Genomic DNA, 24,670 nt, shown 5'->3' on the forward strand with positions numbered 1-24,670 from the left:
GCACAAAACGAATCCGCCGGCGGACACGCGAGGTGTCGACCGGCGGAGTCAGGTCTCGAGAGGAGACGAGCGAGAAGTCGCTCAGCCCATCATCGACTTGAGCGTCGAGGCCATGTCGCTCGGGGTCGGGGCGACTTTCGCTCCGGCCTTGGTGAGCGCTTCGATCTTCGCCGCGGCCGTGCCCTGGCCGCCCGAGATGATGGCGCCGGCGTGGCCCATGCGCTTGCCCGGGGGAGCCGTCGTGCCGGCGATGAACGCCGCGACGGGCTTCGTCATCTTCTCTTTGATGAAGGCCGCGCCGCGCTCTTCCGCGCCGCCGCCGATTTCGCCGATCATGATGACGCCGTGCGTGTCGGGGTCGTTCTGGAAGAGCTCCAGGACGTCCACGAAGTCCATGCCGCCGACGGGGTCGCCGCCGATGCCGACGCAGGTGGACTGGCCGATGCCGAGGGCCGTGAGCTGGCCGACGGCCTCGTACGTGAGCGTGCCCGAGCGCGAGACGACGCCGATGTGACCGGGCTTGTGGATGTGGCCCGGCATGATGCCGATCTTGCACGCGCCGGGCGTGATGACGCCGGGGCAGTTCGGACCGACGAGGCGCGGGATGCTCTTGCCCTGCGCGCGGCGCTCGTCCTGGAGCGTCTCGAGGACGCGGCGGACGGGGAGCATGTCGACGACCGGGATGCCCTCGGTGATGCAGATGACGAGCTCGATGCCCGCATCGAACGCCTCGAGGATCGCGTCCGCCGCGCCCGGCGGGGGCACGAAGATGACGCTGGCGTTGGCGCCCGTCTGCTTGACCGCCTGCGAGACGGTGTCGAAGACGGGGACCTTGACGGTGCCGACCGAGGCATTGTGCTCGAACGACTCACCACCGCGCGTGGGCGTAACGCCGCCGACGACGCTGGTGCCGTACTCGATCATCTGCTTGGCGTGGAACGAACCGGCGCCGCCCGTGATGCCTTGGACGATGAGCCGCGTGTCCTTACCGACCAGGATGCTCACTTCGCACCTCCCGAAACCGCATCGACAATCTTCTTCGCGCCGTCGGCCATGGTGGTGGCCGCGACGATCGCGAGGCCGCTCTCGTTCAGGATCTTCCGACCGAGTTCGACGTTCGTACCTTCGAGACGGACGACGAGCGGCACCTTGAGGCCGAGCTCCTTCGCCGCCGCGACGACGCCGTTGGCGATGACGTCGCACTTCATGATGCCGCCGAAGATGTTGACGAAGATCGCCTTCACCTTCGGGCTCTTCAGGATCATGCTGAAGGCCTTGGTGACCTGCTCCTGCGTGGCGCCACCGCCGACGTCGAGGAAGTTCGCAGGCGCCACGCCGTGGTTCGCACCGGCGTGCTTGATGATGTCCATCGTCGCCATCGCGAGGCCGGCGCCGTTGACGAGGCAGCCGACGTTGCCGTCGAGCGACACGTAGTTGAGGCCCGCCTTCTTGGCTTCGAGCTCGACGGGATCTTCCTCGTCGGTGTCACGGAGCTCGTCCCACCCCTTGTGGCGGAAGTCCGCGTTGTCGTCGAAGGTGACCTTCGCGTCGAGGGCCACGATGTCACCGTTCTTGAGGACGGCGAGCGGGTTGATCTCGAGGAGCGCGCAGTCTTCCTTCACGACGGCTTCGTAGAGCGCGGTCATGAGGCGGACGAACTTCGCGACCGTCTCCTTGCCGTGCTGCATGAGGCCGAGACCGAACGCGAGCTCGCGCGACTGGTACGCCGCGAGACCGACGGTGGGGTCGACGTGGATCGTGAGGATCTTCTCCGGCGTGTGCGCGGCGACCTCTTCGATGTCCATGCCGCCCTCCGTCGACGCCATGAAGGCGATGCGACGGCGATCGCGGTCGACGAGCGCGCTCAGATAGAGCTCGCGGGCCATGTCGAGGCCCTGCTCGATGTAAAGACGACGAACCTTCTGGCCCTCGGGGCCGGTCTGGTGCGTGACGAGCTGCATACCGAGGATCTTCTCGGCGAGCTGACGCGCCTCGGTCGGTCCGCCCTTGGCGACCTTCACGCCGCCGCCTTTTCCGCGGCCTCCTGCGTGGATCTGCGCCTTGACGACGACGACCTGGTTGCCGGTCTCCGCAACGAGCTTCTTGGCCGCAGCCTCAGCCTCGTCGACGGTGAACGCGGGATAGCCTTTCGGGACGGGAACGCCGTACTTGGCGAAGATCTGTTTGCCTTGGTACTCGTGGATCTTCACGGGGCGGACCCTACCAGAAGATGCGGACGCCCGTCACCACGGACTCGTGCCCGCACGCAAGTCCGCAAAATTCGCGCGCACGGCTCTTCCACTCTTCCCGCGGCCTCACGAGCTTCTGAAAAATGGCTCCGCGCGGCAGGCCTCGAAGCGCGCCCCACCAGCCGAGCTGGTGACGTTCAGGTGACGAACGACGGAGACGATGGCCCCGTCTCGAAGCTCACCAGCGATGGAACGCGGGATGGCCTTCCTTGACGGCCACGAAGAGGCCGCGGCAGGTCGCGGTCACCTTCCCGTTCGCCTCGAGCGTCGCCTCGACGACCGCACGGTCCGCCTCGGACTCGACGACCTTGGCGCGAAGGTAGAGCGTCACGCCGGTCGGCGTCGGACGCTTCAGCTTGATGGCGTAGTCGGCCGTCACGGTGCACGGCGGCGTCTCGGCGCCGGCCGTCTTCATGACGTGATAGGCGGCGGTCCAGTTCGAGTGGCAATCGAGGATCGCGCCGATGATGCCGCCGTTCACGACGCCGGGAAACGCAATGTGGTGCGCCTCGGGCGTGAACTCGGCGACGACCTCGTCCCCCTCGACGCGGCTCTTGATGCGGAGGCCCTTGGTGTTGGCCGGCCCGCAGCCGAAGCATTCGTTGTGAGGAGCGTACTGGTCCTGAAGCGCGGTGCTCATCGGCACGAACGATAGTCCGGTCACGGGTCCGTGGGAACCCCGCGCTCGGATGCGCCGACCTCGACCTGCGCCCGAATGATGCATGATGCACGATGCAACGCGCGCTGAGCCGTGTTTGTCCGGTCTCGGCAACAACGGATGACCTAGAATCCGTTCGTGAGCAACGACGTCCTTCAGGTCCTCTTCTTCGGAGCGGTGGGGACGGTCGCCGTCTTCGCGCTCTGGTACATCTTCGTCCAAGCTCCGAAGGCGCGTACGATGATGCTCGCTCCGTGGGCGCAAAAGCGCGGGCTTCATTTCACGCCTCCCGTATCGCTGGGCGCGCACACCACGGGATCCGAAGTCAGCGTCTTGCAAGGCACCGTGCAGGGAGTCGGACTCACGGTTCGCTCGTCCCGGCTCGTCAACTCACGCCGCGCAGGGCTGCCGGGTGCGACGGAGATTTCCGTGCGCGCGCATGCACCGCGCCCGCTCACGTTCAACATCGAGTGCGTTCGGACGCCTGCACCGCCCGAGGCGGACAGCTTCCAGACCGGCGATCGGATGTTCGACGCGCGCGTGCGAACGCGCTCCGACAACGTCCAAGCGGCACAGGCGTGGCTCCGAACGCATCTCCAAGGAGCGCTGCCGCTCGTCGTCCAGGACACCGGTTCGGTAATCATCACGTACGCGGGCGGAAATACGTCCGTCCGAATCCCAAAACCCATCGCCAGCGAGGCGGAGCTCGATCGAATCATCGGCCTCGCCCTGGCGGCCGCGCACGCGCAAGTTTGAGCGTGGCGGCCCCCTCCAGCGGCCATTGACGAACACGGTCTTGAATATTACGTTCGTAATATGTCAGCCAAGGCCGAGCAGAAGCGTGAGACCCACGAGGCGATCCTCGAGTCCGCGGCCAAGCTCCTGCGTTCGAAAGGCGCCACCGGCGCGAGCGTTGCGGACGTCATGAAAGGCGCAGGTCTCACCGTGGGCGGCTTCTACGCGCACTTCGCCAACAAGGATGCGCTCGTCGCCGAGACGTTGCGGCGGACCACTCAGGTGATGCGTACGCGGCTGTTCTCCAAGCTGGAGAACGTGCCTTCGGCCGAGCGCTACGACGAGATCCTCGAGCGCTACCTGACGCGTCTGCACCGCGACGTGGTCGACAAGGGATGTCCCCTGCCGGCGGTCGTCGGTGACGTGGCGACCTCGCATCCCGCGCTGCAGAGCGAGCTCGCCACCTTCGTCGAAGCATACGTGAAGGAGCTCGCGCCGCACGTCCCTGACGCATCGCGGGCGCGATCGGTTGCACTGGCGACGATCGCCATCATGTACGGTGGCCTGACGCTCGCACGCGCCGTGGGTGCGGGCCCCCTCTCCGACGAGATTCTTGCGGCGTGTCGCTCGTTCGCCAGCGCCGCCGTACGAAGCGTTTCTACCAAGAAGTCGAAGACGAAGGAGACCTGAGAATGTCGAACGCATTCATCATCGGCACGTCGCGTACCCCGCGTGGCCGAGGCAAAGCCGGCAAGGGCGCCCTCTCGGGGATTCACCCGCAGGAGCTCCTCGCGCAGACCCTGAACCAGCTCGCGAAGAAGACCGGCGTCGATCCGAAGAACGTCGACGACGTCGTCGCGGGCATCGTCTCGCAGGCGGGCGAGCAGGGCTCGAACCTGGCACGCAACACGGTCCTCGCCGCGGGCTGGCCGATCGAAGTCGGCGGCACGTCGGTCAACCGCTTCTGCGGCTCGGGCCTGCAGGCGATCAACTTCGCCGCGATGGGCGTCATGTCGGGCATGCAGGGCATCGTCGCGGCCGGCGGCGTCGAGAGCATGTCGCGCGTGCCCATGGGTTCGGACGGCGGCGGCGTCGACGGCCTCAACACGCACCTCCGCAAGACCTACTACCAGGTGCCGCAGGGCATCAGCGCCGACCTCATCGCGACGCGCGAGGGTTTCACGCGCCAAGACGTCGACAACTGGGCGCTCCGCTCGCAGCAGCGCGCCGGCAAGGCCCTCGAGGACAAGCGCGAAGGCAAGGCCATCTTCCCGGTCGTCGATCCGGCCACGGGCAACGTGGTCCTCGCGAACGAGGAGTATCCGCGCCCGACCACCACCATGGAGGCGCTCGCCAAGCTCGAGCCGGCCTTCCTCGCGATGGGCGCCACGCCCCTCGACGGCAACGACACCTTCGATCAGGTCGCGCTCCGTCCCTACCCCGGCGTCGGCTCGATCAACCACGTCCACACCGCGGGCAACTCGAGCGGCATCGTCGACGGCGCAGCGGCCGTTCTCCTCGCCTCGGACGAGGCGGTGAAGCAGTACGGTCTCAAGCCGCGCGCCCGCATTCGCTCGTTCGCGACGATCGGCTCCGAGCCGGTCATCATGCTCACCGCCCCCGCCCCTGCCTCGCAGAAGGCGCTCAAGCTCGCGGGCATGAACGCGAAGGACATCGACCTCTGGGAGATCAACGAGGCCTTCGCCGCCGTCGTTCTCCAGACCATCCGCGCCCTCGAAATCGATCCCGAGCGCGTGAACGTCAACGGCGGATCCATCGCCCTCGGTCATCCGCTCGGCGCCACGGGCGCCATCCTCCTCGGCACCGCCCTCGACGAGCTCGAACGCACGAACAAGTCGACGGCGCTCATCACGCTGTGCATCGGCGGCGGCCAGGGCATCGCCACGATCATCGAACGCGTGTAACCCGCACGCTTCCTCTTACGAGCCGGCCGGTGCCTCGAGGCGCTCGCCGGCTCGTCGCATTTTGTTCGTCCGTGATCGGCTGTTGCGGAACCGAGGTCGGCGCTACGCAGGCGAACGATCAGCGATCGCGCTTGCCGACCTCTTTCGCGATCGCGATCTCTTCGTGAACGGCGTCGAGCGATGGCGGGGTCGCCGCTTCGAGACGAGCGAGAAGGGTCATCGCATCAGGCCCGCCGATTTCGCCGAACGCGCCTGCCAGGCTGAGCGCCACGTCCTCGTCGAGTGAGCGATCGACGAGAGGTTCGAGCCAAACGAGCCCCTCGTTCAGACCAAGCGCGCCGATGACCTCCACGAGCGTGGCCTGCGCGTTCGGCTCATTCACTGCGGCGACCGCTTGCACGGACCGAGAATTTCGGGGCCCACGACGGGCGAGGCCCCCGAAATCATCGGTCCTTTGGACAATTCTGTCGCGAACTCCGTTTGACGATTCAATCAGTGCAACTGAGTTGCGCTGTAGGAGAGGGCCAATACGATTCAGCAGCGTGCGCGGCTCGCGACGCCCGACGAGCTCGAGGAGGTGAGAGAGCTCATAACGGACGTCGATGGCCTCGACTCCCTCGAGCTCGGATCGGGAGGGGGGGCGAATCAGAAGACCGAGCACCTCGTCGATCGTCTCCGCGTCGACGGCATTGGCCCAAGCAAGCTCGCGGCGTTCGCGATCCTCGAGCTTCACGAAAGCGCCGTGCGGGCTGGCGAACTCTAGGACCCGACGAAGGACTTCCTGCCGCGACACGCCACGATTGTACGCGGGATTGGCGCCAGCGACGGTCCCGTCGGGCGGGCGAATGCGCATGAGACGGTTCACGTCGGAAAGGTTTGGTCCGTCCAAGGGAAATCAGGGTACGCCGGCGTGCTCGGGCGGGCGGCATCTGGTGATGCGCGTACTCGTACTCGAGTGGTCGCCCAAATGGCATGACGCATCGCCTGCCGTCGCTTCGTGCGGCGTGCGGGAGTTCGAGAATCCTGCGATCGCAGAGCGATCGATCGCAGCATGCCGGCAAAGGAGCCACGCGCGACCGCCTCTGCGCGAGACCGCCGCAAGGTCGCTCGACGCGATCGCTCGACGATCGGTCGAAATCGCCGAGGGGTATGGGACCTGCAGTCCGTCCCAGTTGCCGCGTGCAGTCCGCCGCATAGCGAAAGGCGAACGCCTCGCGTCGTAGGTTCGCTGCGTCCGCGCTGTTCTCGCGCTTGCTCACGGCACGTGGAGGGATGAGTCATGAGAGCGAAAGTCGGAATTGCCGTTACGCCGTTTCTCCTTGGAGCCGTCGCCGCCGCGAGCTCGTGCACGACGACGAAGAAGGACGACCCCGAGGCGCATTCGACGGCGCAAGCCGGAGGGCAAAGCCGCAATACGAACTGGGACTCGTCGGGCGACGTCGAACGGCGCGTGAACGACATCCTCGGAAAGATGAACGACCAGCAGAAGGTCGACCTCGTCACCGGACAGCTGAACGGTCTCTACGGACTCTTCAACAATGCCATCCCGGAGGTCGGCATTCCGGCATTGACCATGGCGCACGGTCCGCTCGGCGTGCAAGTGGCCAATCCGTCGACGAATGGCCAAATGGCCACGCAGTTCCCCTCCAACACGGCCATCGCGTCGTCGTTCGACCCCGGACTCGTCCAGGAGGTCGCCGAGACGATCGCTCGAGAGAGCATGGCGACGGGAAACAACGTGCAGCTCGGTCCGAGCGCAGATCTCGTGCGCGATGCGCGGTGGGGCCGAGCGTTCGAGGTCTACGGAGAAGATCCGCTGCTCGCTTCGTCGATGGCCTCTGCGTGGACGACGACCGTGCAGTCCCATCCGCTCATGGCCACCCTCGCCCACTTTGCGGCCTACAACCAGGAAACGAACCGCACGACCGTGAGCTCGAGTGTCGACCAGCGGACACTCAACGAGATCCACCTCGCCCCGTTCGAGGCCGTCGTTCGCAACGCCCATCCGGGCTCCGTGATGTGCTCGTTCAATCGAATCAACGGCACGTTCGCCTGCGAAAACAACCTCATCAACGATTCCCTCAAAGGAAGCTTCGGCTTCAAGGGTTTCGTGATGAGCGATTACAACGCAACGCCCAGCACGGCCGATGCCGCCAACGCGGGACTCGATCAGGAGCAGCCCGGCGACCAGACGCAGAGCCTCGGAACCGGGTATTCGACCGCTGGAACCACGACTCCGAAGTTCGGAAACGCCCTGCTCGCCGCCGTGCAGAACGGACAGGTCGGCCACGACCGCCTCGACGACATGGCGCGCCGCATCTTGCGGGCGATGGTCGGGCTCGGCCTCTTCGACAATCCCGTGAGCATCACGCCATTCGACCAGACGGCGCACGGCGCGGTCGCCCGCAAAGCAGCCGAGCGCAGCATCGTCCTCCTCAAGAACGACGGAATTCTTCCGATCGATCCGAACACGCCGAAGTCGATTGCCGTCATCGGTCCGGACGCCGACGATGGCTCGGCGGCGGGCGGCGGGAGCTCCCTGGTGGTCCCCACGTATATCGTGAGCCCGCTGCAAGGCATTCAAAAGCGATTCGCCGCAGCGGCGGTCCAATACGAAGCAGGCGTCGATGGTATTTCGGAAGGCGCGCTACTGCCTGGCCCCGCGCCCGTTCCGTCATCGATGCTGACGACGCCCGACGGCGCATCCCCCGGCCTGTCCGCTCAGTATTGGGGAAACAGCAATTTCCAAGGCGATCCGACGCTCACGCGTACCGATCCGAACGTGAACGTGAACTTCGGATTCGCGAACTTCGCCGGTTTCAATGCGGCCTCGCCGAAGGTGCCGTCGACGACCGGGAATGCCGCGTTGCTGGGCGATCTGTCGGCGCGCTGGGCCGGAAAGATGACGCTGCCCAAGACGGGCGACTATACGCTCGTGCTCACGGCGCGCGGCGCGGCGAAGCTCTTCGTCGACAATCAGAACGTCCTCGAGCACACCGGTGATCTCTCGACCGTACGCGCGACGGTGCACTTCGACGCCGGGGTGAGTCGCGACATTCGAATCGAATATTCGGCAACGAAGGCGAGCTCGACCATCGGCGGCCAAGTTCGATTCGGCTGGGAGCACCCGGACAACGTGCTTTCACCTGCCATGCAGCGTGCCGTCGATGCCGCAACGGGCAAAGACGCCGCCATCGTCGTCGTGCGCGACTACGAAACGGAGGGCTTCGATCGGCCGAGCCTCGATCTGCCGAACGAACAGGCGCTCTTGATTCGGTCGGTGGCGAACGCGAATCCGAACACGGTCGTCGTGCTCGAGACGGGCTCGGCGGTGGAGACGAGCTGGCAAGGGAACGTGCGCGGAATCGTGAATGCGTGGTTGCCTGGTCAGGAATCCGGAAATGCCATTGCCGGCGTCCTCTCGGGCGACGTGAACCCCGGCGGCAAGGTCGCCGTGACGTTCCCTGCGGATCAAAACCGAACTCCGACGTCGACCATGCAGCAATTCCCCGGCGTCGGTGCAGCCGACAGCCCGGTGGCGAGCTACTCCGAAGGCCTCGGCGTCGGATATCGCGGTTATCAATTGCTCGGGCTTCCCAGTGCCTATCCGTTCGGCTTCGGCCTGTCGTACACGACGTTCTCGTTCGACAGCCTCTCGGTCACGCCTTCAGAGACGGACGGCACCGAGCCCATCCACGTTCGTTTCCGAGTGAAGAACACCGGAGGACGCCCGGGCGACGAAGTCGCGCAGGTCTACGTGGAAATGCCCCCGGGCATCGGGGAACCGCCAAAGCGCCTCGTCGCGTTCTCGCGCGTCTCTCTCAATCCGGGTGAGACGAAAGACGTCGACCTGACGATCGATCCCTTCTCGCTCCCCCGCCCGCTCTCGATCTGGGACACGGAGAAGAAATCCTGGCGAGTGCCGTTCGGCAACGCCATGGTCGACGTCGGCGATTCCTCGCGCGACATCGCCCTCACGGCCCCCCTCACGCTCCGTGCGGCTCCGGTCCCTGATGCAGGCCAGGACGTCGAAGACGCCGAAGCCGAGGCCGAAGCAGCCGCCGACGCCGAAGTCGACACGGGCACCGACGCCGAGGCCGACGCAGGCGCGGACGCGGAAGCCGACGCGGGCGCCGACGCGGGTGCGGACGCCGACGCGGGTGCGGACGCCGACGCGAGCGCGGACGCCGACGCAGGCGCGGATGCGGACGCCGATGCCGACGCGGCTCCGGATGCCGATGCCGATGCGGATGCGGACGCGGATGCCGAAGGCCCCTGAATGAACGGCGCCGTGCGGGCATCCCCCTGCGCGGCGCCGTCGCCCATCAAGGGCCGTCGGTCACTCGACCGTCAGTCCGGTCGTCGCTTTGACCGTGCCGTTCGGCGGCGCGCCCTGGGCGGTCACCATGACTCCGCCTTTCGCGATGCCCTTCGCGACCCCATGAGCGTCGATGGTCGCGAGGTCTTCGCGCGAAGACGACCAGACCACTTCGGACGTCATGTCGCGCGTGCTGCCGTCGCCAAGGACGCCGAGGGCCGAAAACTGTACGTTCGCACCGACGAGTACCGTGCCGGGATTCGGCGTGACCACGAGCGCCTTGAGCGCCACCGCGCCACCGCCCTGGACGAGCACGTGGGCGTGCCCCGCCATCCCGCTCGCCGGATCGGTCGCGACGATGTCCGCCTCGCCAACCCTGACCGCGTTCACGGCGCCTTTGTCACCGACCGAAGCAATGCTGTCGTTCGAGGACGACCACTTCACGCGGGCCGTGACGTCCGAGCTCTTGCCGTTCGTCAATTTCGCCGTCGCAGTGAACGCGTGCGACGACCCCTGCACGAGCACCGTCCCTTCCGCAGGCGTCACTTCGATCGACGCCACTTGAGGCGCATTCACGGTGATGGTGAAGCTCGCCGACGCCAGCCTGTCTTCGTCCGTCACGTGCACCACGGCGATCCCCGTCTGGGCGCCCGCCGTCACGAAACCACTCTCCGTGACCGTTGCGACGGCCGGATTGGTCGATGCGTAGAGCACGCTCCCGGTCACGTCTTCGAACGTGCCCAGCGGGTAGCGTCGACCGACGGCGAGCTGCAGCGTCTGTCCCGTCGTCAGCGTGCTCGTCTGCGGCGTGACTTCGAGCGTCGGAATCTGCGGCTCTGCGCAGCCCGCAAACGGAAGCGCGCAAACGACCGCGATCAACGACGCCACGAAGAGCCAAAGCGCAGGGCGCCTGCCGATCGTCATGACCGCAACGTATCACCCAAGCCCAAGCTCAGCCCGCGAAAGCAGGCAGCGGCAGGGGACCGCGACCAACCACGCTACTGCGGCGACCACTTGCGTCGACCGTGGATTTCGGGGCCCACGATAGGCGAGGGCCCCGAAATCCACGGTCCTTTGCGCAAGTCTGTCGCGAACTCCGTTTGACTCTTCAATCAGCGCAACTGAGTTGCGCTGTAGATTCCCCCGAGAGGCCGCCGCCCGACGCCCTCACGCGAGAGGCGTGGGACGGAGCGGCGGCTCAGGGGCTGAAATTCAGCTCTTCTTGACGACGTCGACGATGCCCTGAACGCTCGCGGCGCTCTTGGCGAGCATGCCTTTCTCTTCTTCGGTGAGCGGGATTTCGACGATCTTCTCGACGCCGTTGCCACCGACGATGCAGGGGACGCCCATGAAGAGGTCCTTGTAGCCGTACTCGCCGTCGAGGTAGGCGGCGCAGGCGAGGAGGCGCTTCTGGTCGAGGAGGTAGGCCTCGGCCATCGCGACGGCGGCCGACGCGGGCGCGTAGTACGCGCTCGTGCCCATGAGCGTGACGATCTCGCCGCCGCCCTTGCGGGTGCGCTCGATGATCGACTGGATCTTGTCCTTCGCGATGAACTGCGTCGCGGGGACGCCGTTGATCGTGGTCATCGAGAGGACGGGGACCATGTCATCGCCGTGGCCGCCGAGGACCATCGCGCGAACGTCCTTCACGCTGACGCCAGCCTCGCGAGCGAGGAAGAGCTGGAAGCGCGCCGAGTCGAGCACGCCAGCCATGCCGGCGACCTTGCCCTTGGGGCAGCCCGTCACGCGCATGTACTCGTAAACCATCGCGTCGAGCGGGTTCGAGATGACGATGACGAAGGCGTTGGGGCAGTGCTTCTTCGCGTTGTTCGCGACGTCGCGGATGATCGGCAGGTTCGTCGCGACGAGGTCGTCGCGCGACTGGCCGGGCTTACGCGGGATGCCCGCGGTGATGATGAGGACGTCCGCGCCCTCGAGGTCTGCCCAGTTCGAGGTGCCACGGATGTTCGAGTCGTAGCCGAGGATCGAGCCGTTCTGCTCGAGGTCGAGGGCCTTGCCCTTCGCGAAGTTTTCCTTCGCGGCGATGTCGAACAGGTACACGTCGCCAAGCTCGCGGTTCGCGCAGAGCCGAGCAAGCTCGCCACCGATGTTGCCAGCGCCAATCAGTCCGATCTTCTTGCGGGTGGGCATTGGGGAATCCTTTCGGGCTCGCCTTCTATCACAGCGCGCTGGCATGGGAACGGCGTGGAACAGGCGGCGGGCATGACCGTTCGCGCCCGCTGCGTAAGGGCGGCCGCAGGTGACGCACCAGTTCGGTACGAGTGGCCGGAGCTCAGCCAACGCGATCGTGGCGAAAAGTGGCGTGACGCGGTCCGACTTCCGAGTTACCCCAGCCCCTCGACGACGCGCCGCAGGGCTGGTTAGATGTTTGCTAGGCAGGTGATCTAATGGTTCAACCAGTTGCTTCGAAGAAGACCACCCGTCTCCGTCAGATGCTCGAGGGCCAAGGGCTCTCCTTCCTGATGGAGGCTCACAACGGCCTGTCCGCGAAGATCGTCGAGGAGGCGGGCTTCCAAGGTATCTGGGGCTCGGGCCTCTCGATTTCGGCCGCGCTCGGTGTTCGCGACAACAACGAAGCGAGCTGGACGCAGGTGCTCGAGGTCGTCGAGTTCATGGCCGATGCCACGACGATCCCGATCCTGCTCGACGGCGATACGGGCTACGGCAACTTCAACTCGGCGCGTAGACTCGTTCGCAAGCTCGAGCAGCGCGGCATCGCCGGCGTCTGCATGGAAGACAAGATCTTCCCGAAGACGAACAGCTTCCTCCGTTCGACGGCGCAGCCGCTCGCGGACATCGAAGAGTTCGCCGGCAAGATCCGCGCGGCCAAGGAAGCCCAGACGGACTCGGATTTCGTGGTCGTCGCGCGTGTCGAAGCGCTCATCGCGGGCCACGGCCTCGAAGAGGCGCTCAAGCGCGGCGAGGCCTACCGCAAGGCCGGCGCCGACGCGATCCTCATCCACAGCAAAGAGCGCCACGCGGACGAGATCCTGGCGTTCAAGAAGGAGTGGGGCGACCGCCTCCCGCTCGTCATCGTCCCGACCAAGTACTACCGCACGCCCACGGACGTGTTCCGCGAGGCCGGCTTCAAGATCGTCATCTGGGCGAACCACGCCATGCGCTCGGCTATCACGGCCATGCAGGCGACCGTGAAGCAGATCTTCCAGGACGAGCACCTCATGAACGTCGAGGAGCGCGTGGCTCCGCTCGCCGACGTCTTCCGCCTCCAGGGCGAGAACGAGCTCGAGCAGGCAGAGAAGGCGTATCTCCCGCGCGGCGGCCCGGTTGCGCGCGGCATCGTCCTCGCCGCGGGTCAGGGCAAAGAGCTCGGCGAGCTCGTCACCGATCGCCCGAAGTGCATGGTGCCGATCGCGGGCAAGCCGATTCTCGGCCACATCATGGACGCGTACCGCTCAGCTGGTGTGCGTGACCTCATCGTCGTGCGCGGCTTCGCCAAGAAGACGGTCGACATCACCGGCGCCACCTACGTCGACAACGACGCGTATGCCACGACGAGCGAAGTCGCCTCGCTGGCCTGCGCCAAGGCCAGCCTCGACGGCCCGTGCGTCGTCTCGTACGGCGACGTTCTCTTCAAGAAGTACGTTCTCGACGAGCTCCTCGACGCCGAAGGTGACTTCGTCGTCGCGGTCGACTCGCTCCCCGCGGACGAGGCCTCGGCCAACGCGGCCGCCGCGCTCGCGAAGAACGAGCCGGTCCGCCGCTCGGACTGGGCGATCTGCAGCGAGCCCCACTCCCGCAAGGCGCTCTTCAACCAGGTCGTCCTCAAGGACATGACCACCGATCCCACGGCTGCCGGCATCACCGGCGAGTGGACCGGCCTCCTCAAGCTCTCGACGCAGGGCGCGAAGTTCGTGCGCGAGATCCTCGACGGCATGCCGGCATCCGAGCTCGAAACGATCAAGGTCCCTGACCTCCTTCGTCGTCTCGTCCGCGACGGCATGACCGTTCGCGTCGTGTACTCGCGTGGCGGCTGGCTCGACATCGACACCATCGGTGACGTCGTCACCGGGAGCACCTTCAAATGATCGAAGCGCGTTCCTTCTGCGAGACCGCGAAGCTCGCGGGCTTCTCGCTCTACACCGGCGTGCCGTGCTCGTACGTCAAGCCGTTCATCAACTACGTCATCGACGCGCCCGACCTCACGTACATCGGTGCGACGAACGAAGGTGATGCCGTCGCCATCGCCACGGGCGCCGAGCTCGGTGGCAAGCGCGCCATCGTCATGATGCAGAACTCCGGGCTCGGCAACGCCGTGAGCCCGCTCACCTCGCTCAACGCGATCTTCCAGATCCCGGTCCTCCTCATCGTCACGCTGCGTGGCGAGCCGGGCGGGCCGCACGACGAGCCCCAGCACGAGCTCATGGGTCAGATCACGACCCAGATGCTCGAGCTGATGAACGTCGCCTGGGACTGGTTTCCACGCGAGGAATCCGAAGTGGCCGGCGTCCTCGAGAAGGCGTTCGCCCACATGACGAAGACGGGCCTGCCCTTCTGCCTCGTCATGAAGAAGGACAGCGTCGCGCCGCACAAGCTCACGTCGAAGCCCGTCGCGCGTCCCACGGTCACCGCACCCGCGCAGGCGCCCGTCGCCGATCTGCCGAAGGCCGATCGCCCCTCGCGTCAGGAAGCGCTCCGCGCCGTGCAGGCGACCGCACGCCCCGACGACGTCGTCATCGCCACCACGGGCTTCACGGGCCGTGAGCTCTACGCCTGCGAAGACCGTCACAATCAGCTCTACGTCGTTGGGTCGATGGGCTGCGCGTCGAGCATCGCGCTCGGCCTCGCGTGGGCGCAGCCGAATCGTCGCATCGTCGTCCTCGACGGTGACGGCGCGATGCTGATGCGCATGGGAGCCCTCGCCACGGTCGGCTACGAGCGACCGGGCAACCTCGTCCACGTGCTGCTCGACAACGAGGCGCACGAGTCGACGGGCGGCCAGTCGACCGTGACGCACTCGATGGATCTGCCGGGCGTTGCGCGCGCGGCGGGCTATCCGAGCGTCGAGACGGTCACGACGGCGAAGGAGCTCGAAGACAAGCTCGCCAATCGCAGCGAAGGCCTCCGCTTCGTCTATCTGAAGACGCGCCACGGCGTGCCCGACGATCTCCCGCGTCCGAAGGTGACTCCGCGCGAAGTGGCGGGCCGCATCCGCAAGCTCACGGGAGGTGCAGCATGAAGCTTCTCAACCCGGGTCCCGTCTCGATGACCGACCGCGTGCGCCGTGCGCTCGCTTCGGACGACGTCTGCCACCGCGAGCCCGAGTTCTCCGCTCTCATGGAGCGCGTTCGCGGGCGCATCGCCGCGATCTACGGCGAGCCCGGCTTCCGTCCGGTGCTCCTCGGGGGCTCGGGCACGTCGGCCGTCGAGGCGATGCTCACGCTCGTCTCGCCGGCCAAGAAGGCACTCGTCGTCGCCAACGGCGTCTACGGCGAGCGCATGGCGGCCATGCTCCGTGCGCAGAACAAGCCGCACGAGGTCGTCGCCTCCGCCGCCTGGACGAACGCGATGGACCTTGCCGGCGTCGAGAAGGCGCTCGCGAGCGGCACCTACGGCCACGTGCTCGCCGTGCACCACGAGACCACCACGGGTCGCCTCAACGACATCGCGGCACTCGGTGCACTCTGCAAGCGTTTCGACGTTCCCATGCTCCTCGACGCGGTCTCGAGCTTCGCCGGCGAAGAGATCCGCATGGTGGACTGGAACATCGAGGCCCTCGCGGCCACCGCCAACAAGTGCGTGCACGGCGCGCCGGGCGTCTCCTTCGTGCTGGCGCGCGAAGAGGCCCTCGCCCGCCCCGGTTTCGCGACCAGCGTGTACCTCGACCTCGTCCGTCACGCGAACGAGCAGAAGAAGGGCTCGGCGCCGTTCACCCTGCCCACACACGTGATGGCCGCGTTCGACGAGGCACTCGCCGAGCTCGCCGAAGAGGGCGGCTGGAAGAAGCGCCACGAGACGTACAAGGCGCGCTCCACGCGGGTTCGCAACGTGCTGGCCGAGCTCGGCATCCATCTGCTTCTCGATCGTGACGACGCTTACGGATCCACGCTCACCTCCTTCCGTCTGCCGGAAGGCAAGACGTACGAGGCGCTTCACGCGCGACTCAAGAGCGATGGCTTCGTCATCTATGCCGGACAGGGAAAGTTCGATGGAGCCATCTTCCGTATCGCAGTCATGGGAGACCTCTCGACCGCCGACATCGACCGCCTCGCGGCCTCACTTCGTGGCGCACTCGGCTGACGAAAGCTCTTCTCTCGTCGGCTCAGGGGCGACGATCTCGCTCGAGGAGCGCCGCGCGCTCGCCGAGAACCTCGATGATCCGCTGAACCGCTGGTACCGCTACCCCGCCGCGCGCGCCCTTCTGCGCGTGGCCGGGGGGCTACCGCTCCGCCCCGATCACATCACGTACATCCACACGCTGGTCGGCATCGCGGGGGCCACCCTCGTGGCATTCGGCTCGCGCTGGCAGCTCGTCGTGGCGTTCCTCTTTCTCGAGGCTCGCATGGTGCTGGACTGTTATGACGGCGTTCTCGCACGCGCGAAGAAGCTGTCGTCGCCTCGCGGGCGCACGCTCGACGAGCTCGGCGACGCCGTCGGGTTCATCGCGCTGTGCATCGGCATGACGGTCCACGTCTATCGTCATCGTCCGGGCACCGAGCTCGGCCCCATCGCGGCCTTCGGCGCCATTTTGCTGGCGACGGGCGCGATGAACGGCCACGCGTACGACTTCTACAAGCGCCGCCTCGGCTCCGCCTTGCGCGACGGTCGCGATGCCATCGCCGACGAGCTCGAGCAGAAATACGCGCTCGTGCGCAGTGGACGCGCCACGGGCATCACGCGCTTCGGCATCTGGTTCGATCGCTGGCAGGTTCGCTTGTACGAGCCGCGTTACGTCGGCGGCAACGCGGTCGGCACGGTCGTTTCGCGCGCCGGCACCCCCAGCGTGCGCTTCCTGGTGAAGCTCATCGGCGTACTTTCGTGGGACAACGCGCTCGCGCTGCTCCACATCGGAATTCTCTTTGGCGCCGTGCTGAACGCGGAGATCGTCGCCCTGGGCTACGGTTTCGTGATGTTCACGTCGGCCCTCGTTCTCACGCGACGCGTCCTCGGCACGCGCGGCGCAGCAGAGGCTCGGACCACGAAACTCGACGCAGGCGCCGGAGGTGACGCATGAGCAGCACACGTATCGACAAGGCGATCATCCTCGCCGCCGGCATGGGCAAGCGCATCGCGGGCGAAGGAAGCAACATTCCCAAGCCCCTCTTGCCGCTCGACGACTCCGGCAAGCTCACCTTCGTCGACTGGCACCTCCGTTCGCTTGCCGCGCACGGCGCGAAGGAGATCTACCTCGTCGGCAGCAAGGCCACGTTCGGGACCAAGGTCGCCGCGATGGAGAACGTCCCGGCCACGTGGATCATGAACGACTTCCCCGGCGACGTGTCGGGCAGCGGCCACTCCACCCACCTCGCCTTCACGAGCGAGCACAACATCCTCGACGGCAAGTCGCGCGTGGTCCTGATGGACGCCGACGTCGTCTACGATCCGTCACTGTTCGGCGATCTCGCCGCAAAGGGCGGCCGTTCGAAGACGCTCGTGTGCGGCGCCTTCCGTGAGACCGACGAAGAGGTCATGGTCTTCGGCGACGAGCGCGGCACGCCGCGCATGCACGGCAAGGGCCTCCTGAACACGCCGCTCGTGCGTGGGCTCACGTGCATGGGCGAAGCGACGGGCCTCCTGCTCCTCGAGCCGGAAGATCACGCCTTCTGGCTCGCAGCCTCCGCGTGGTGCATGAAGTTCTCGACCGCGAAGACGCGTACCGAGCACGAAGACATCACCGGCCGCCTCATGGCCGCCGGCGCGCTCGACGCCGTGGTCTTCGACGACGACGCACGCTGCATGGAGTGCGACACGCCCGACGAGTACGTCGTGGTTCGTCGCGAGATGGTCCCGCGCTGGCGCGACAAGCTCCCTTGAAGCACGACACGCCGGCCCGTCGCTGCTCCGCTGTCTCCTAGAGGGGGCAAGAGCGACGAGCCGGCGCCACGCCGGATAGCTCACCGATCACGTTGGTCGAAACGTGTGCGCTCAGCGAGCCGTCATCGGAACTTTGTCGATGGCATCCGACAAGGCCTTCTTGTCGGTATCGAGCTTGTCCTTGGTGGCCTGCCAGGTCTGCATGGTCGCGGAGTCGATCATGCCCTGGTCCTGGTGAAGCGCCTTCTGCTTCTCGAGGATGTTGGGCATCGCAGCGTCGATTTCCGACTTGGTCTTTCCGGTTGCGGTCTTGGAGTGCGTTTCGATCTTGTCGACCTTCTTGTCGAGTTCGGCCATGCCCTTGTTGAAGTCGTTTCGGTAGGAAGAGCGCGTCTTCTCGAAGTCGCCGGTTGCCTTCGCGACCTTCTTATCGGCCTCCATCTGAGCCGACGTCACCTCCGTCTGCGCGGCATTCTCGGCTTCTCCGGTCTTCTTGGCGGCCTCGCGCTTTGCCTGCTCCGCGCGCTGTTGCTCGTCGTTGCCGCGGCGCTCGCAGCCTGCGAGAGCGCCGGCACCGAGGATAAAGCTCGAGATCAGGGCTCCGCTCACGACGTGCATTCGAATCGTCATCATGATCGTGATCCTCCTTCTTGAGGGCGGCAGCGCCGGAGCAAAGTCGTCGTCTCCGACGCCCGATACTGCCGCAGTCCACCAGGGCAACCCTCGTGCCCAGACTTCACGATCGCTCGCGTGGCTCAGTTTTTCCGAGTCCGCGTCGCTTAGCCATCGCCTCGCGTCACGGGTGAAGCACAGCCGGCAACGAGGAAGTGCGGCCACGCGCCCGTCACGCTTGCGGACTCCTGTCCCGAACGCGAACGTTCGAGACAACGAGTCCGACAAGCACGAGGTCTTTGCGAAGCGCTCTCAGTTCTGGGGGAACGCCGCCAAGAGCTTCGCGCAATCGAGGATCGGGCGGGCCGAGGGATTGCGATTCGGCGAAGCACACGAGCCGATGAAGACACCGATGTCCTCGAAGCCGAAGCCGTCGCCGTAGGGCTCGTAGCTGTAGCTGCCGTCCGGCGTGGAGGGATCCCAGATCTTGTAGAGGTTCGCCATACCGGGCGAGCGGTAGCTGTTCCAGGCGATCTCGAGGCGCGTGTGGAGAAAGCGCACTTCGTTCGACGTGAGCGGCACGCCCACGTTGGCCGCGTGGAGCGCGAGCGAGACGACGTCCTTCGGTTGCTGGTTGTCGGGCGGCGGCGTCTTCTGAGCGCCTTGGAGATCCGCCTCGAGGCGCGCCGCGAGGCCTTGGAGCAACGCGAGTGCCGCCGTGTTTTGACCGGCCATCAGCGCCATGTTCGCGGCCGCCTCGTGGTGGGTACGCATGATCTGGCGTACGCTGTTCTTGGCGTTCGCCGTCGCAAGTGCTTCGGCGAGGCCCCAGCCCTGGCCGCAATCGAGAGAGCCGGGATCGCCGTGACCAAGCATCCGCATCATGAGGGGGCCCGTGCACTCGCCCGTCGCGCCGAAGAGATAGTAGTGCGCGAGCTCGGCAGACGGAGTGGTTACGTTCAGGCCCTTGTCGAGCGTGGCGATTCCCCAACCGTTGGCTTCGACCGCAAGACTCCAGTCCTTGTAGAGGCTCTTGAACTGCGCGAGGTCGGCCTGACCATCGGCATCGAGTCGCGACACGCACGACTGCGCCTCTCCGAGGCCTCGGAAGATGTGCCCCATGTCGTCCTTCGAGCGGTTGTTCTTGATCCAGATGTCGCCGAAGGTCGGGTTCGTTGGAACATGCACGTAGTCCGACGGGGGCACGTCTTGCCCCGGGCGGTCACCGTCGTAATTGATGAAGAACTCGCGACCGTTCTCGGTCGACGTCATGCTCGCCGGATACGATACACGCGTGAGCATCTGCGGGTTGCTGTCGACGGTGCTGAGGCGCATCGCGAGCGCCCACGACGACATACCGCGCGCCATCTTGCGCACGAGCATCGCCGTCTGCGGCTGGCCCCACATCAAGTGCGCATAGCAAGCGCCCTCGAAGTACGGAGGCGTTCGGAGACCGTTGTTGTCCGCGCCGGTCGGCCCGTGCGTGTACGTGACCTTGCCGTTCGATTTGCTGATGTCGACGCCGCTCCACCACGTGCCGTACCAGTAGCCCGGCACGTTCTGCGGCCAGCCGTGGACACGCTCTTCGACCACATCGAAGTAGTGCGTGTCCTTGATGAGATCGATGAGCTTGTCCGTCGCCGCTGCGAGCTCCGCAGGCGTCAGCGGCGTTCCCACGTCGGGTCGCGTGAAGTTCACGGGAAGCGAGATCGGCGGCGGCCCCTTCTCCTTCCCCCCGCCGTCGTCGGCCGCGTCGTTCGCCCCGGCGTCCTTCTGCGGAGTGCTCCCATCTTGTCCTGGCTGCGTTGTGCTCGCCTCCGAGTTGCTGCCGCCCCCGGCGTCCTTTCCGGTCGTCCCCAGGCTGCCCGGATCGCCCGACGACGAGTCACCGCATGCCGCAAGCGACGCAAGCGACGCGAGCACCGCGAGCACGACCGTGCTTCCCGCGAAGTGGCGGTCAAACCCCCTGGGTGACGAATACGAACCAAGACACCCAACTTCACGCGAGCGACGAAAAGACATGTTCGGAGCAGCCTAGTGAGCCCCCATCGCCCGACACGTCACCCTTTCGTCTCGCGGTCCGAGAAAATAGGCTCCTTTCTGCGGCCACCGTGGAATGGAGTCCACAGTCCGGTGATACGCTCACCATGGGAGAATGGCGCTCATGCCGACGGCTCCGTCACGCGCAGTTGGATTCGTACGATCCGTGGCGTTCATGGGGAGTGTCGTTCTTCCGTTCGCGCCAGCGTGCTCCTTTCGGTCGCTCGACGGATTCGCGGACTCCGCGGAGAGCGACATCCAGACCTCCGATGCTGGCGGGGATGATGGCGCGAGTACGCAAGCGCCGGAGGCGGGCGACGGCTCGAGTCCTTCCGCATCCCTGGCGTCCTGCGCCGCGATTCACGACGCCCGTCCCGACTTGCCGGACGGTATCTATTCGATCGACCCCGACGGCGACGGACCAACCGCACCGGTCGACGTCTTCTGCGACATGACGAACGACGGTGGCGGCTGGACGCTCGTCACCGAGCGATGGATCTCGCTCGAGCGCGCGAGCAAGGCCACGGTCGTCAAAACGACCGACAGTCGCGGCGGCATCGCATTCCAGGTCTTCATGAACGACGATGGGTGTGGCAGCGGCAACGGTGCCGGGCACCAAGTGCTGTTCGACAATCGCCCCACCTGGTCGAAGATTCGCTTCGAGGCCGTCTTTGCGGGGGCCGTCAACTGCTGGAACATTTTCGGAGAGACCGAAGCCGCCCTCGGCTACGGCCCCGGCATCATCCCATTCGTGAAAGGCGTCGACACGATCCGCGACGCGCGCGGCATGGGCGGCGTGGCCGGCGACGACTACGCCGGGACGAATGTCCGATGCGATCAGGCCCCAGAGAACTTCTGGTCGCCGGACAACGGACTCGCCGAACGCTCGGCCATCGTCATCCTTCGACGGACCAACGCCAACGACCCCGCGGCGGGCCTCGCAACCACCGCCAACTGCTCGGGCGCGCTAGGCGCCGGGAACACGAGCCCGACGTGGTGGGCCTATCGCAATATCTACGTGAAGTGAGCGTCGGCTAGACGCGTCTCTTCACCCATTGTCTGTCGAGTGACGCCGATTCCTCCGGCGTCAGATGCGCGATCTCGCGCTGGACGGTCAACGAGTCGACCGCAGCTTCGGCGAGGCTCTGCTTCGCGCTCTTGGCCCGGAAGAAGGACCAGGAGTCGACGATCTCGACTTTGGATCTTGCCCTCGCGTGGACGACGTTCCCTGCTTCACGCTGCACAGGGCAAGGAACGTCGCCGCGACGGGTGGTCAGACGAAGACCGCCGCGATGAGAGCGTTCGACTTGGACTCACGGGCCTCGATGGCCTCGTTGAGCTCTTCGTCGAGCTCTCCCATCGCGGGTCACATCGCCTTGATCACATGTGCGCGATGAGGTTGTCGCCGAACTCGCTGCACTTGATCTCGGTCGCGCCTTCCATGAGGCGAGCGAAGTCGTAGGTGACCTTCTTGCTCGCGATCGCGCCGTCCATGCCCTTGACGATGAGGTCGGCGGCTTCGATCCAGCCCATGTGGCGGAGCATCATCTCGCCCGAGAGAACGACGCTACCCGGGTTGACCTTGTCGAGGTCGGCGTACTTCGGCGCGGTGCCGTGGGTCGCCTCGAAGATCGCGTGGCCCGAGACGTAGTTGATGTTGCCGCCCGGCGCGATGCCGATGCCGCCAACCTGCGCCGCGAGCGCGTCCGAGAGGTAGTCGCCGTTGAGGTTCAGCGTCGCGATGACGTCGAACTCCTTGGCGCGCGTGAGGACCTGCTGGAGCGTGATGTCCGCGATCGCGTCCTTGATGAGGATCTTGCCCTTCGCGAGCTGCTCTTTCTGCTCGGCGTTGGCGGCTTCCTCGCCCTTGGCTTCCTTCGTGCGCTCCCACTGGCCCCACGTGTAGACGTGGTCGCCGAACTCCTTCTCGGCGAGCGCGTAGCCCCACTTCATGAAGGCACCTTCGGTGAACTTCATGATGTTGCCCTTGTGGACGAACGTGACGCTCTTGCGCTTGTTGTCGAGGGCGTACTTGATGGCCGAGCGGACGAGGCGGTCGGTGCCTTCCTCGCTGACCGGCTTGAGGCCGATGCCGGCCGAGCCCGGGAAGCGGATCTTCTTGAAGTCCTTCGGGAACTCCTTCTCGATGAACGAGAGGACCTTCTGGACCTCGGGGCTCTTCGCCTCCCACTCGATGCCCGCGTAGATGTCTTCCGTGTTCTCGCGGAAGATCACCATGTCGACGTCCTGGGGACGCTTGACGGGGCTCGGCACGCCGTTGAACCAGCGCACGGGGCGAAGGCAGACGTAGAGATCGAGCAACTGACGAAGCGCGACGTTCAGCGAGCGGATACCGCCGCCGATCGGCGTGGTGAGCGGTCCCTTGATACCGACGAGGTACTTGCGGAACGCCTCGACCGTCTCGTCGGGGAGCCAGTTGTTGGTCTGCTTGAACGCCTTCTCGCCGGCGAGAACTTCGAGCCACGCGATCTTGCGCTTGCCGCCGTACGCCTTCTCGACCGCAGCATCGAACACGCGAACGCTCGCGCGCCAGATGTCACGGCCGGTGCCGTCGCCCTCGATGAAGGGGACGATCGGGTTGTCCGGGACGTTCAGCTTGTTCCCAGAACCCATCGTGATGGGCGTACCGTTCGGGGTCGCGGACATCGGAAAACCTCCAGAATTGTTGACGCGGTGGGCGTACCACGCCGAGACGGCCGGCTGGAAGAGTGAATCCGCCGCGAGCAACGTCGTCCGCCCGCGAAGGCTCACGTCGCGACGCGTCGAGGGGAGACGAAGAAAGTCACGCCGACCTGTGCAGGCCGCGCAACGGGACTCGGTTGAGTTCGATGCTCGAACCTGGCGCCTAGGCCCGCGTAGGCCCGCCTGCTGGTCACGGGAGCGTGAATTCTCGACCGCACGGCAGATCCACCCGGCGCGGCTTACCTGACGAACCGATCTTGATCGTGTGCTCTCCACACTTCAGGCGAATCGGCGATGAGGCCTTCTGAAGAAGCGCCTTGTCCAAGAACACGCGATGCCCGGTGGCGTAGGGAGGCAGCGTGAGGAGTGTCATGTCGGGCGGAATCGACGCCTTGGGGAGTGCGTCGACGGCCACCGTGGGCACGGCAGGAACGCTCGGAGTCGCGAGCGTCGCCGCCTGAACTTCCTTCGTGGGCGGAGGTGATGGCTCTGCCTTGAGAGGCACCGACGGTGACGGCATGGGTGCAGCGGAGACGACGGTCGGGGCCGATGCGTGAAGCGCGGCCATGGGGCGAACGAGCTTCACGGTCACCGCGCACGCGACGAACGCCGCGACGGCTCCAACCGCAAAGAAGACGCCACGGTTCGACGCGCGCACAGGCGCGGGTGCTGCCGAATGCGCGGGAGCGCCGAACGGCGCGCGCACCACCGCGGACGACGAGCCAAAGGCCACGGGAGCAACGCTCGGGGTGTCGAACGGAGCGCTCGTCAACGGCGGAAGCAAAGGCTGAGACAGCGCGAAGTGCACCGGGCGAGGCGGCGGAGGCGCGGGCGGCAGAGGACGCGGCGCATCGCGCAGGAGGTCTTCGATCTGGGCGAGATCCTTCGGGCTGAGTGGGCTGAGCGGAGGCAGCTGCGACGGACGTCGCGAAACCGGTTCGGGATCTTCGACGTAGGCCTCGAGGAGAATGTCGGAGGCTGCAACTTCTTGCGTTGACTCCGGTCGGCTTTGTGAAGTGGTTCGAACACGACGCGCACTGCGGCTCTCACTGCGGCTCTCACTGCGGCTCTTACTCAATGCGGGACGCGGAGCCGTAGCGTCGACCTCGGACGGATCGAGCGGCTCGGTCATCTCCTCGTTCGGCAATGCGAAGCGAGGCAAAGCGCGATCGACAGACCCATCCTCGGAAACGTCGGAACCATTCCAGCCGTCGGTGGTCATGCCTCTTCGCATGTCGATGCCGCACCTTGGGATCGGAGTTGGCGAACCAAGTCAGGAAGATCAACGAGGTGAGAACGCTCTCACCCGGAGACAATGTCGGACAACGTGTGACTGCTCCCGTGCGCAGTCTGTCTCATCTCTCGGAAGAAGCAAGGACGCCTCTTGGTTGACGGGCCTAACTCCACGGAAATCCGA

Annotated in this window: 22 protein-coding genes; 11 read left to right on the forward strand and 11 right to left on the reverse strand. The window is 66.0% G+C overall.

Annotated features, from left to right (window positions below; all coding sequences use genetic code 11):
• Positions 1–81: 81 nt before the first annotated feature.
• The 3 genes from sucD to AKJ09_RS47265 all read right to left on the reverse strand — a co-directional run bounded on the left by sucD (position 82) and on the right by AKJ09_RS47265 (position 2,889).
• Entirely contained in the window at positions 82–1,005 is a 924-nt protein-coding gene (gene sucD, locus AKJ09_RS47255) for a succinate--CoA ligase subunit alpha (protein ID WP_146654436.1), read from the reverse strand.
• Positions 1,002–2,210, reverse strand: a complete 1,209-nt coding sequence (gene sucC, locus AKJ09_RS47260) for an ADP-forming succinate--CoA ligase subunit beta (protein WP_146654437.1) — start codon at positions 2,208–2,210, stop codon at positions 1,002–1,004. Before sucC ends, sucD begins: the two co-directional genes overlap by 4 nt.
• Positions 2,211–2,427: 217 nt before the next feature.
• Positions 2,428–2,889: a PaaI family thioesterase gene (locus tag AKJ09_RS47265; protein WP_146654438.1), complete on the reverse strand. Its 462-nt coding sequence runs from the start codon at positions 2,887–2,889 to the stop codon at positions 2,428–2,430.
• Positions 2,890–3,045: 156 nt separating this feature from the next.
• Here AKJ09_RS47265 and AKJ09_RS47270 point away from each other — a divergent pair, with 156 nt between their 5' ends.
• The 3 genes from AKJ09_RS47270 to AKJ09_RS47280 are packed head-to-tail and all read left to right on the forward strand — an operon-like array spanning position 3,046 to position 5,567.
• Positions 3,046–3,663, forward strand: coding sequence for a hypothetical protein (locus tag AKJ09_RS47270; RefSeq protein ID WP_146654439.1), 618 nt, complete (start codon positions 3,046–3,048; stop codon positions 3,661–3,663).
• Positions 3,664–3,723: 60 nt separating this feature from the next.
• On the forward strand, positions 3,724–4,332 hold the full coding sequence (locus AKJ09_RS47275; RefSeq protein ID WP_146654440.1) for a TetR/AcrR family transcriptional regulator: 609 nt from the start codon (positions 3,724–3,726) through the stop codon (positions 4,330–4,332).
• A gap of 2 nt (positions 4,333–4,334) precedes the next feature.
• A complete protein-coding gene (locus AKJ09_RS47280; protein ID WP_146654441.1) occupies positions 4,335–5,567 on the forward strand; it encodes an acetyl-CoA C-acetyltransferase in 1,233 nt (410 codons plus the stop codon).
• 118 nt (positions 5,568–5,685) lie between these two features.
• Here the strand turns inward: AKJ09_RS47280 and AKJ09_RS47285 are convergent, their stop codons facing one another.
• Positions 5,686–5,949: a hypothetical protein gene (locus tag AKJ09_RS47285; protein ID WP_146654442.1), complete on the reverse strand. Its 264-nt coding sequence runs from the start codon at positions 5,947–5,949 to the stop codon at positions 5,686–5,688.
• Positions 5,950–6,144: 195 nt separating this feature from the next.
• Here AKJ09_RS47285 and AKJ09_RS47290 point away from each other — a divergent pair, with 195 nt between their 5' ends.
• The gene (locus AKJ09_RS47290; protein ID WP_146654443.1) at positions 6,145–6,330 is read left to right on the forward strand and encodes a hypothetical protein; all 186 of its coding nucleotides are present in this window, start codon (positions 6,145–6,147) and stop codon (positions 6,328–6,330) included.
• A 516-nt stretch (positions 6,331–6,846) separates the two neighbouring features.
• The gene (locus tag AKJ09_RS47295) at positions 6,847–9,846 is read left to right on the forward strand and encodes a beta-glucosidase (protein WP_146654444.1); all 3,000 of its coding nucleotides are present in this window, start codon (positions 6,847–6,849) and stop codon (positions 9,844–9,846) included.
• Between the two features lie 60 nt (positions 9,847–9,906).
• On the opposite strand, the gene AKJ09_RS47300 is transcribed toward AKJ09_RS47295, so the two are convergent.
• Both AKJ09_RS47300 and mdh read right to left on the reverse strand, forming a co-directional pair.
• The gene (locus AKJ09_RS47300) at positions 9,907–10,809 is read right to left on the reverse strand and encodes an Ig-like domain-containing protein (protein WP_146654445.1); all 903 of its coding nucleotides are present in this window, start codon (positions 10,807–10,809) and stop codon (positions 9,907–9,909) included.
• Positions 10,810–11,097: 288 nt separating this feature from the next.
• Positions 11,098–12,036: a malate dehydrogenase gene (mdh, locus tag AKJ09_RS47305; protein ID WP_146654446.1), complete on the reverse strand. Its 939-nt coding sequence runs from the start codon at positions 12,034–12,036 to the stop codon at positions 11,098–11,100.
• A gap of 257 nt (positions 12,037–12,293) precedes the next feature.
• Here mdh and aepX point away from each other — a divergent pair, with 257 nt between their 5' ends.
• Genes aepX through AKJ09_RS47330 form a run of 5 tightly spaced genes read left to right on the forward strand, consistent with a single transcriptional unit; the run spans position 12,294 to position 17,898 of the window.
• Positions 12,294–13,952, forward strand: a complete 1,659-nt coding sequence (gene aepX / locus AKJ09_RS47310) for a phosphoenolpyruvate mutase (protein ID WP_146654447.1) — start codon at positions 12,294–12,296, stop codon at positions 13,950–13,952.
• Positions 13,949–15,103, forward strand: coding sequence for a phosphonopyruvate decarboxylase (gene aepY / locus AKJ09_RS47315; RefSeq protein ID WP_146654448.1), 1,155 nt, complete (start codon positions 13,949–13,951; stop codon positions 15,101–15,103). Before aepX ends, aepY begins: the two co-directional genes overlap by 4 nt.
• Positions 15,100–16,164: a pyridoxal-phosphate-dependent aminotransferase family protein gene (locus AKJ09_RS47320; RefSeq protein WP_146654449.1), complete on the forward strand. Its 1,065-nt coding sequence runs from the start codon at positions 15,100–15,102 to the stop codon at positions 16,162–16,164. Before aepY ends, AKJ09_RS47320 begins: the two co-directional genes overlap by 4 nt.
• Entirely contained in the window at positions 16,148–17,098 is a 951-nt protein-coding gene (locus tag AKJ09_RS47325; RefSeq protein WP_169928518.1) for a CDP-alcohol phosphatidyltransferase family protein, read from the forward strand. Before AKJ09_RS47320 ends, AKJ09_RS47325 begins: the two co-directional genes overlap by 17 nt.
• A complete protein-coding gene (locus AKJ09_RS47330) occupies positions 17,095–17,898 on the forward strand; it encodes a phosphocholine cytidylyltransferase family protein (RefSeq protein ID WP_146654451.1) in 804 nt (267 codons plus the stop codon). Before AKJ09_RS47325 ends, AKJ09_RS47330 begins: the two co-directional genes overlap by 4 nt.
• A gap of 111 nt (positions 17,899–18,009) precedes the next feature.
• Here the strand turns inward: AKJ09_RS47330 and AKJ09_RS47335 are convergent, their stop codons facing one another.
• Both AKJ09_RS47335 and AKJ09_RS47340 read right to left on the reverse strand, forming a co-directional pair.
• A complete protein-coding gene (locus tag AKJ09_RS47335) occupies positions 18,010–18,531 on the reverse strand; it encodes a flotillin family protein (protein WP_146654452.1) in 522 nt (173 codons plus the stop codon).
• Positions 18,532–18,822: 291 nt separating this feature from the next.
• Entirely contained in the window at positions 18,823–20,442 is a 1,620-nt protein-coding gene (locus AKJ09_RS47340; RefSeq protein WP_205633983.1) for a hypothetical protein, read from the reverse strand.
• Between the two features lie 283 nt (positions 20,443–20,725).
• Between AKJ09_RS47340 and AKJ09_RS47345 the strand changes: the two genes are divergently transcribed.
• Positions 20,726–21,577, forward strand: a complete 852-nt coding sequence (locus AKJ09_RS47345; protein WP_240488871.1) for a fibrinogen-like YCDxxxxGGGW domain-containing protein — start codon at positions 20,726–20,728, stop codon at positions 21,575–21,577.
• 7 nt (positions 21,578–21,584) lie between these two features.
• On the opposite strand, the gene AKJ09_RS56460 is transcribed toward AKJ09_RS47345, so the two are convergent.
• The 3 genes from AKJ09_RS56460 to AKJ09_RS47360 all read right to left on the reverse strand — a co-directional run bounded on the left by AKJ09_RS56460 (position 21,585) and on the right by AKJ09_RS47360 (position 24,475).
• On the reverse strand, positions 21,585–21,794 hold the full coding sequence (locus AKJ09_RS56460; RefSeq protein WP_169928519.1) for a DUF4337 family protein: 210 nt from the start codon (positions 21,792–21,794) through the stop codon (positions 21,585–21,587).
• A gap of 136 nt (positions 21,795–21,930) precedes the next feature.
• A complete protein-coding gene (icd, locus tag AKJ09_RS47355) occupies positions 21,931–23,217 on the reverse strand; it encodes an NADP-dependent isocitrate dehydrogenase (RefSeq protein ID WP_146654455.1) in 1,287 nt (428 codons plus the stop codon).
• A gap of 226 nt (positions 23,218–23,443) precedes the next feature.
• Positions 23,444–24,475, reverse strand: a complete 1,032-nt coding sequence (locus tag AKJ09_RS47360) for a hypothetical protein (protein ID WP_146654456.1) — start codon at positions 24,473–24,475, stop codon at positions 23,444–23,446.
• Positions 24,476–24,670 lie beyond the last annotated feature (195 nt).

This window comes from Labilithrix luteola (assembly GCF_001263205.1).
GTDB lineage: Bacteria > Myxococcota_A > Polyangia > Polyangiales > Polyangiaceae > Labilithrix > Labilithrix luteola.

Bases quoted from the DNA above. Each gene is read 5' to 3' on its own strand.
- AKJ09_RS47265 (WP_146654438.1), bottom strand. From the start codon at position 2,889: ATGAGCACCGCGCTTCAGGACCAGTACGCTCCTCACAACGAATGCTTC.
- AKJ09_RS47295 (WP_146654444.1), top strand. From the start codon at position 6,847: ATGAGAGCGAAAGTCGGAATTGCCGTTACGCCGTTTCTCCTTGGAGCC.
- icd (WP_146654455.1), bottom strand. From the start codon at position 23,217: ATGTCCGCGACCCCGAACGGTACGCCCATCACGATGGGTTCTGGGAAC.
- aepX (WP_146654447.1), top strand. From the start codon at position 12,294: ATGGTTCAACCAGTTGCTTCGAAGAAGACCACCCGTCTCCGTCAGATG.
- AKJ09_RS47360 (WP_146654456.1), bottom strand. From the start codon at position 24,475: ATGACCACCGACGGCTGGAATGGTTCCGACGTTTCCGAGGATGGGTCT.
- AKJ09_RS47320 (WP_146654449.1), top strand. From the start codon at position 15,100: ATGAAGCTTCTCAACCCGGGTCCCGTCTCGATGACCGACCGCGTGCGC.
- AKJ09_RS47330 (WP_146654451.1), top strand. From the start codon at position 17,095: ATGAGCAGCACACGTATCGACAAGGCGATCATCCTCGCCGCCGGCATG.
- AKJ09_RS47300 (WP_146654445.1), bottom strand. From the start codon at position 10,809: ATGACGATCGGCAGGCGCCCTGCGCTTTGGCTCTTCGTGGCGTCGTTG.
- AKJ09_RS47335 (WP_146654452.1), bottom strand. From the start codon at position 18,531: ATGATGACGATTCGAATGCACGTCGTGAGCGGAGCCCTGATCTCGAGC.
- AKJ09_RS47275 (WP_146654440.1), top strand. From the start codon at position 3,724: ATGTCAGCCAAGGCCGAGCAGAAGCGTGAGACCCACGAGGCGATCCTC.
- AKJ09_RS47280 (WP_146654441.1), top strand. From the start codon at position 4,335: ATGTCGAACGCATTCATCATCGGCACGTCGCGTACCCCGCGTGGCCGA.
- aepY (WP_146654448.1), top strand. From the start codon at position 13,949: ATGATCGAAGCGCGTTCCTTCTGCGAGACCGCGAAGCTCGCGGGCTTC.
- mdh (WP_146654446.1), bottom strand. From the start codon at position 12,036: ATGCCCACCCGCAAGAAGATCGGACTGATTGGCGCTGGCAACATCGGT.
- AKJ09_RS47345 (WP_240488871.1), top strand. From the start codon at position 20,726: ATGGGGAGTGTCGTTCTTCCGTTCGCGCCAGCGTGCTCCTTTCGGTCG.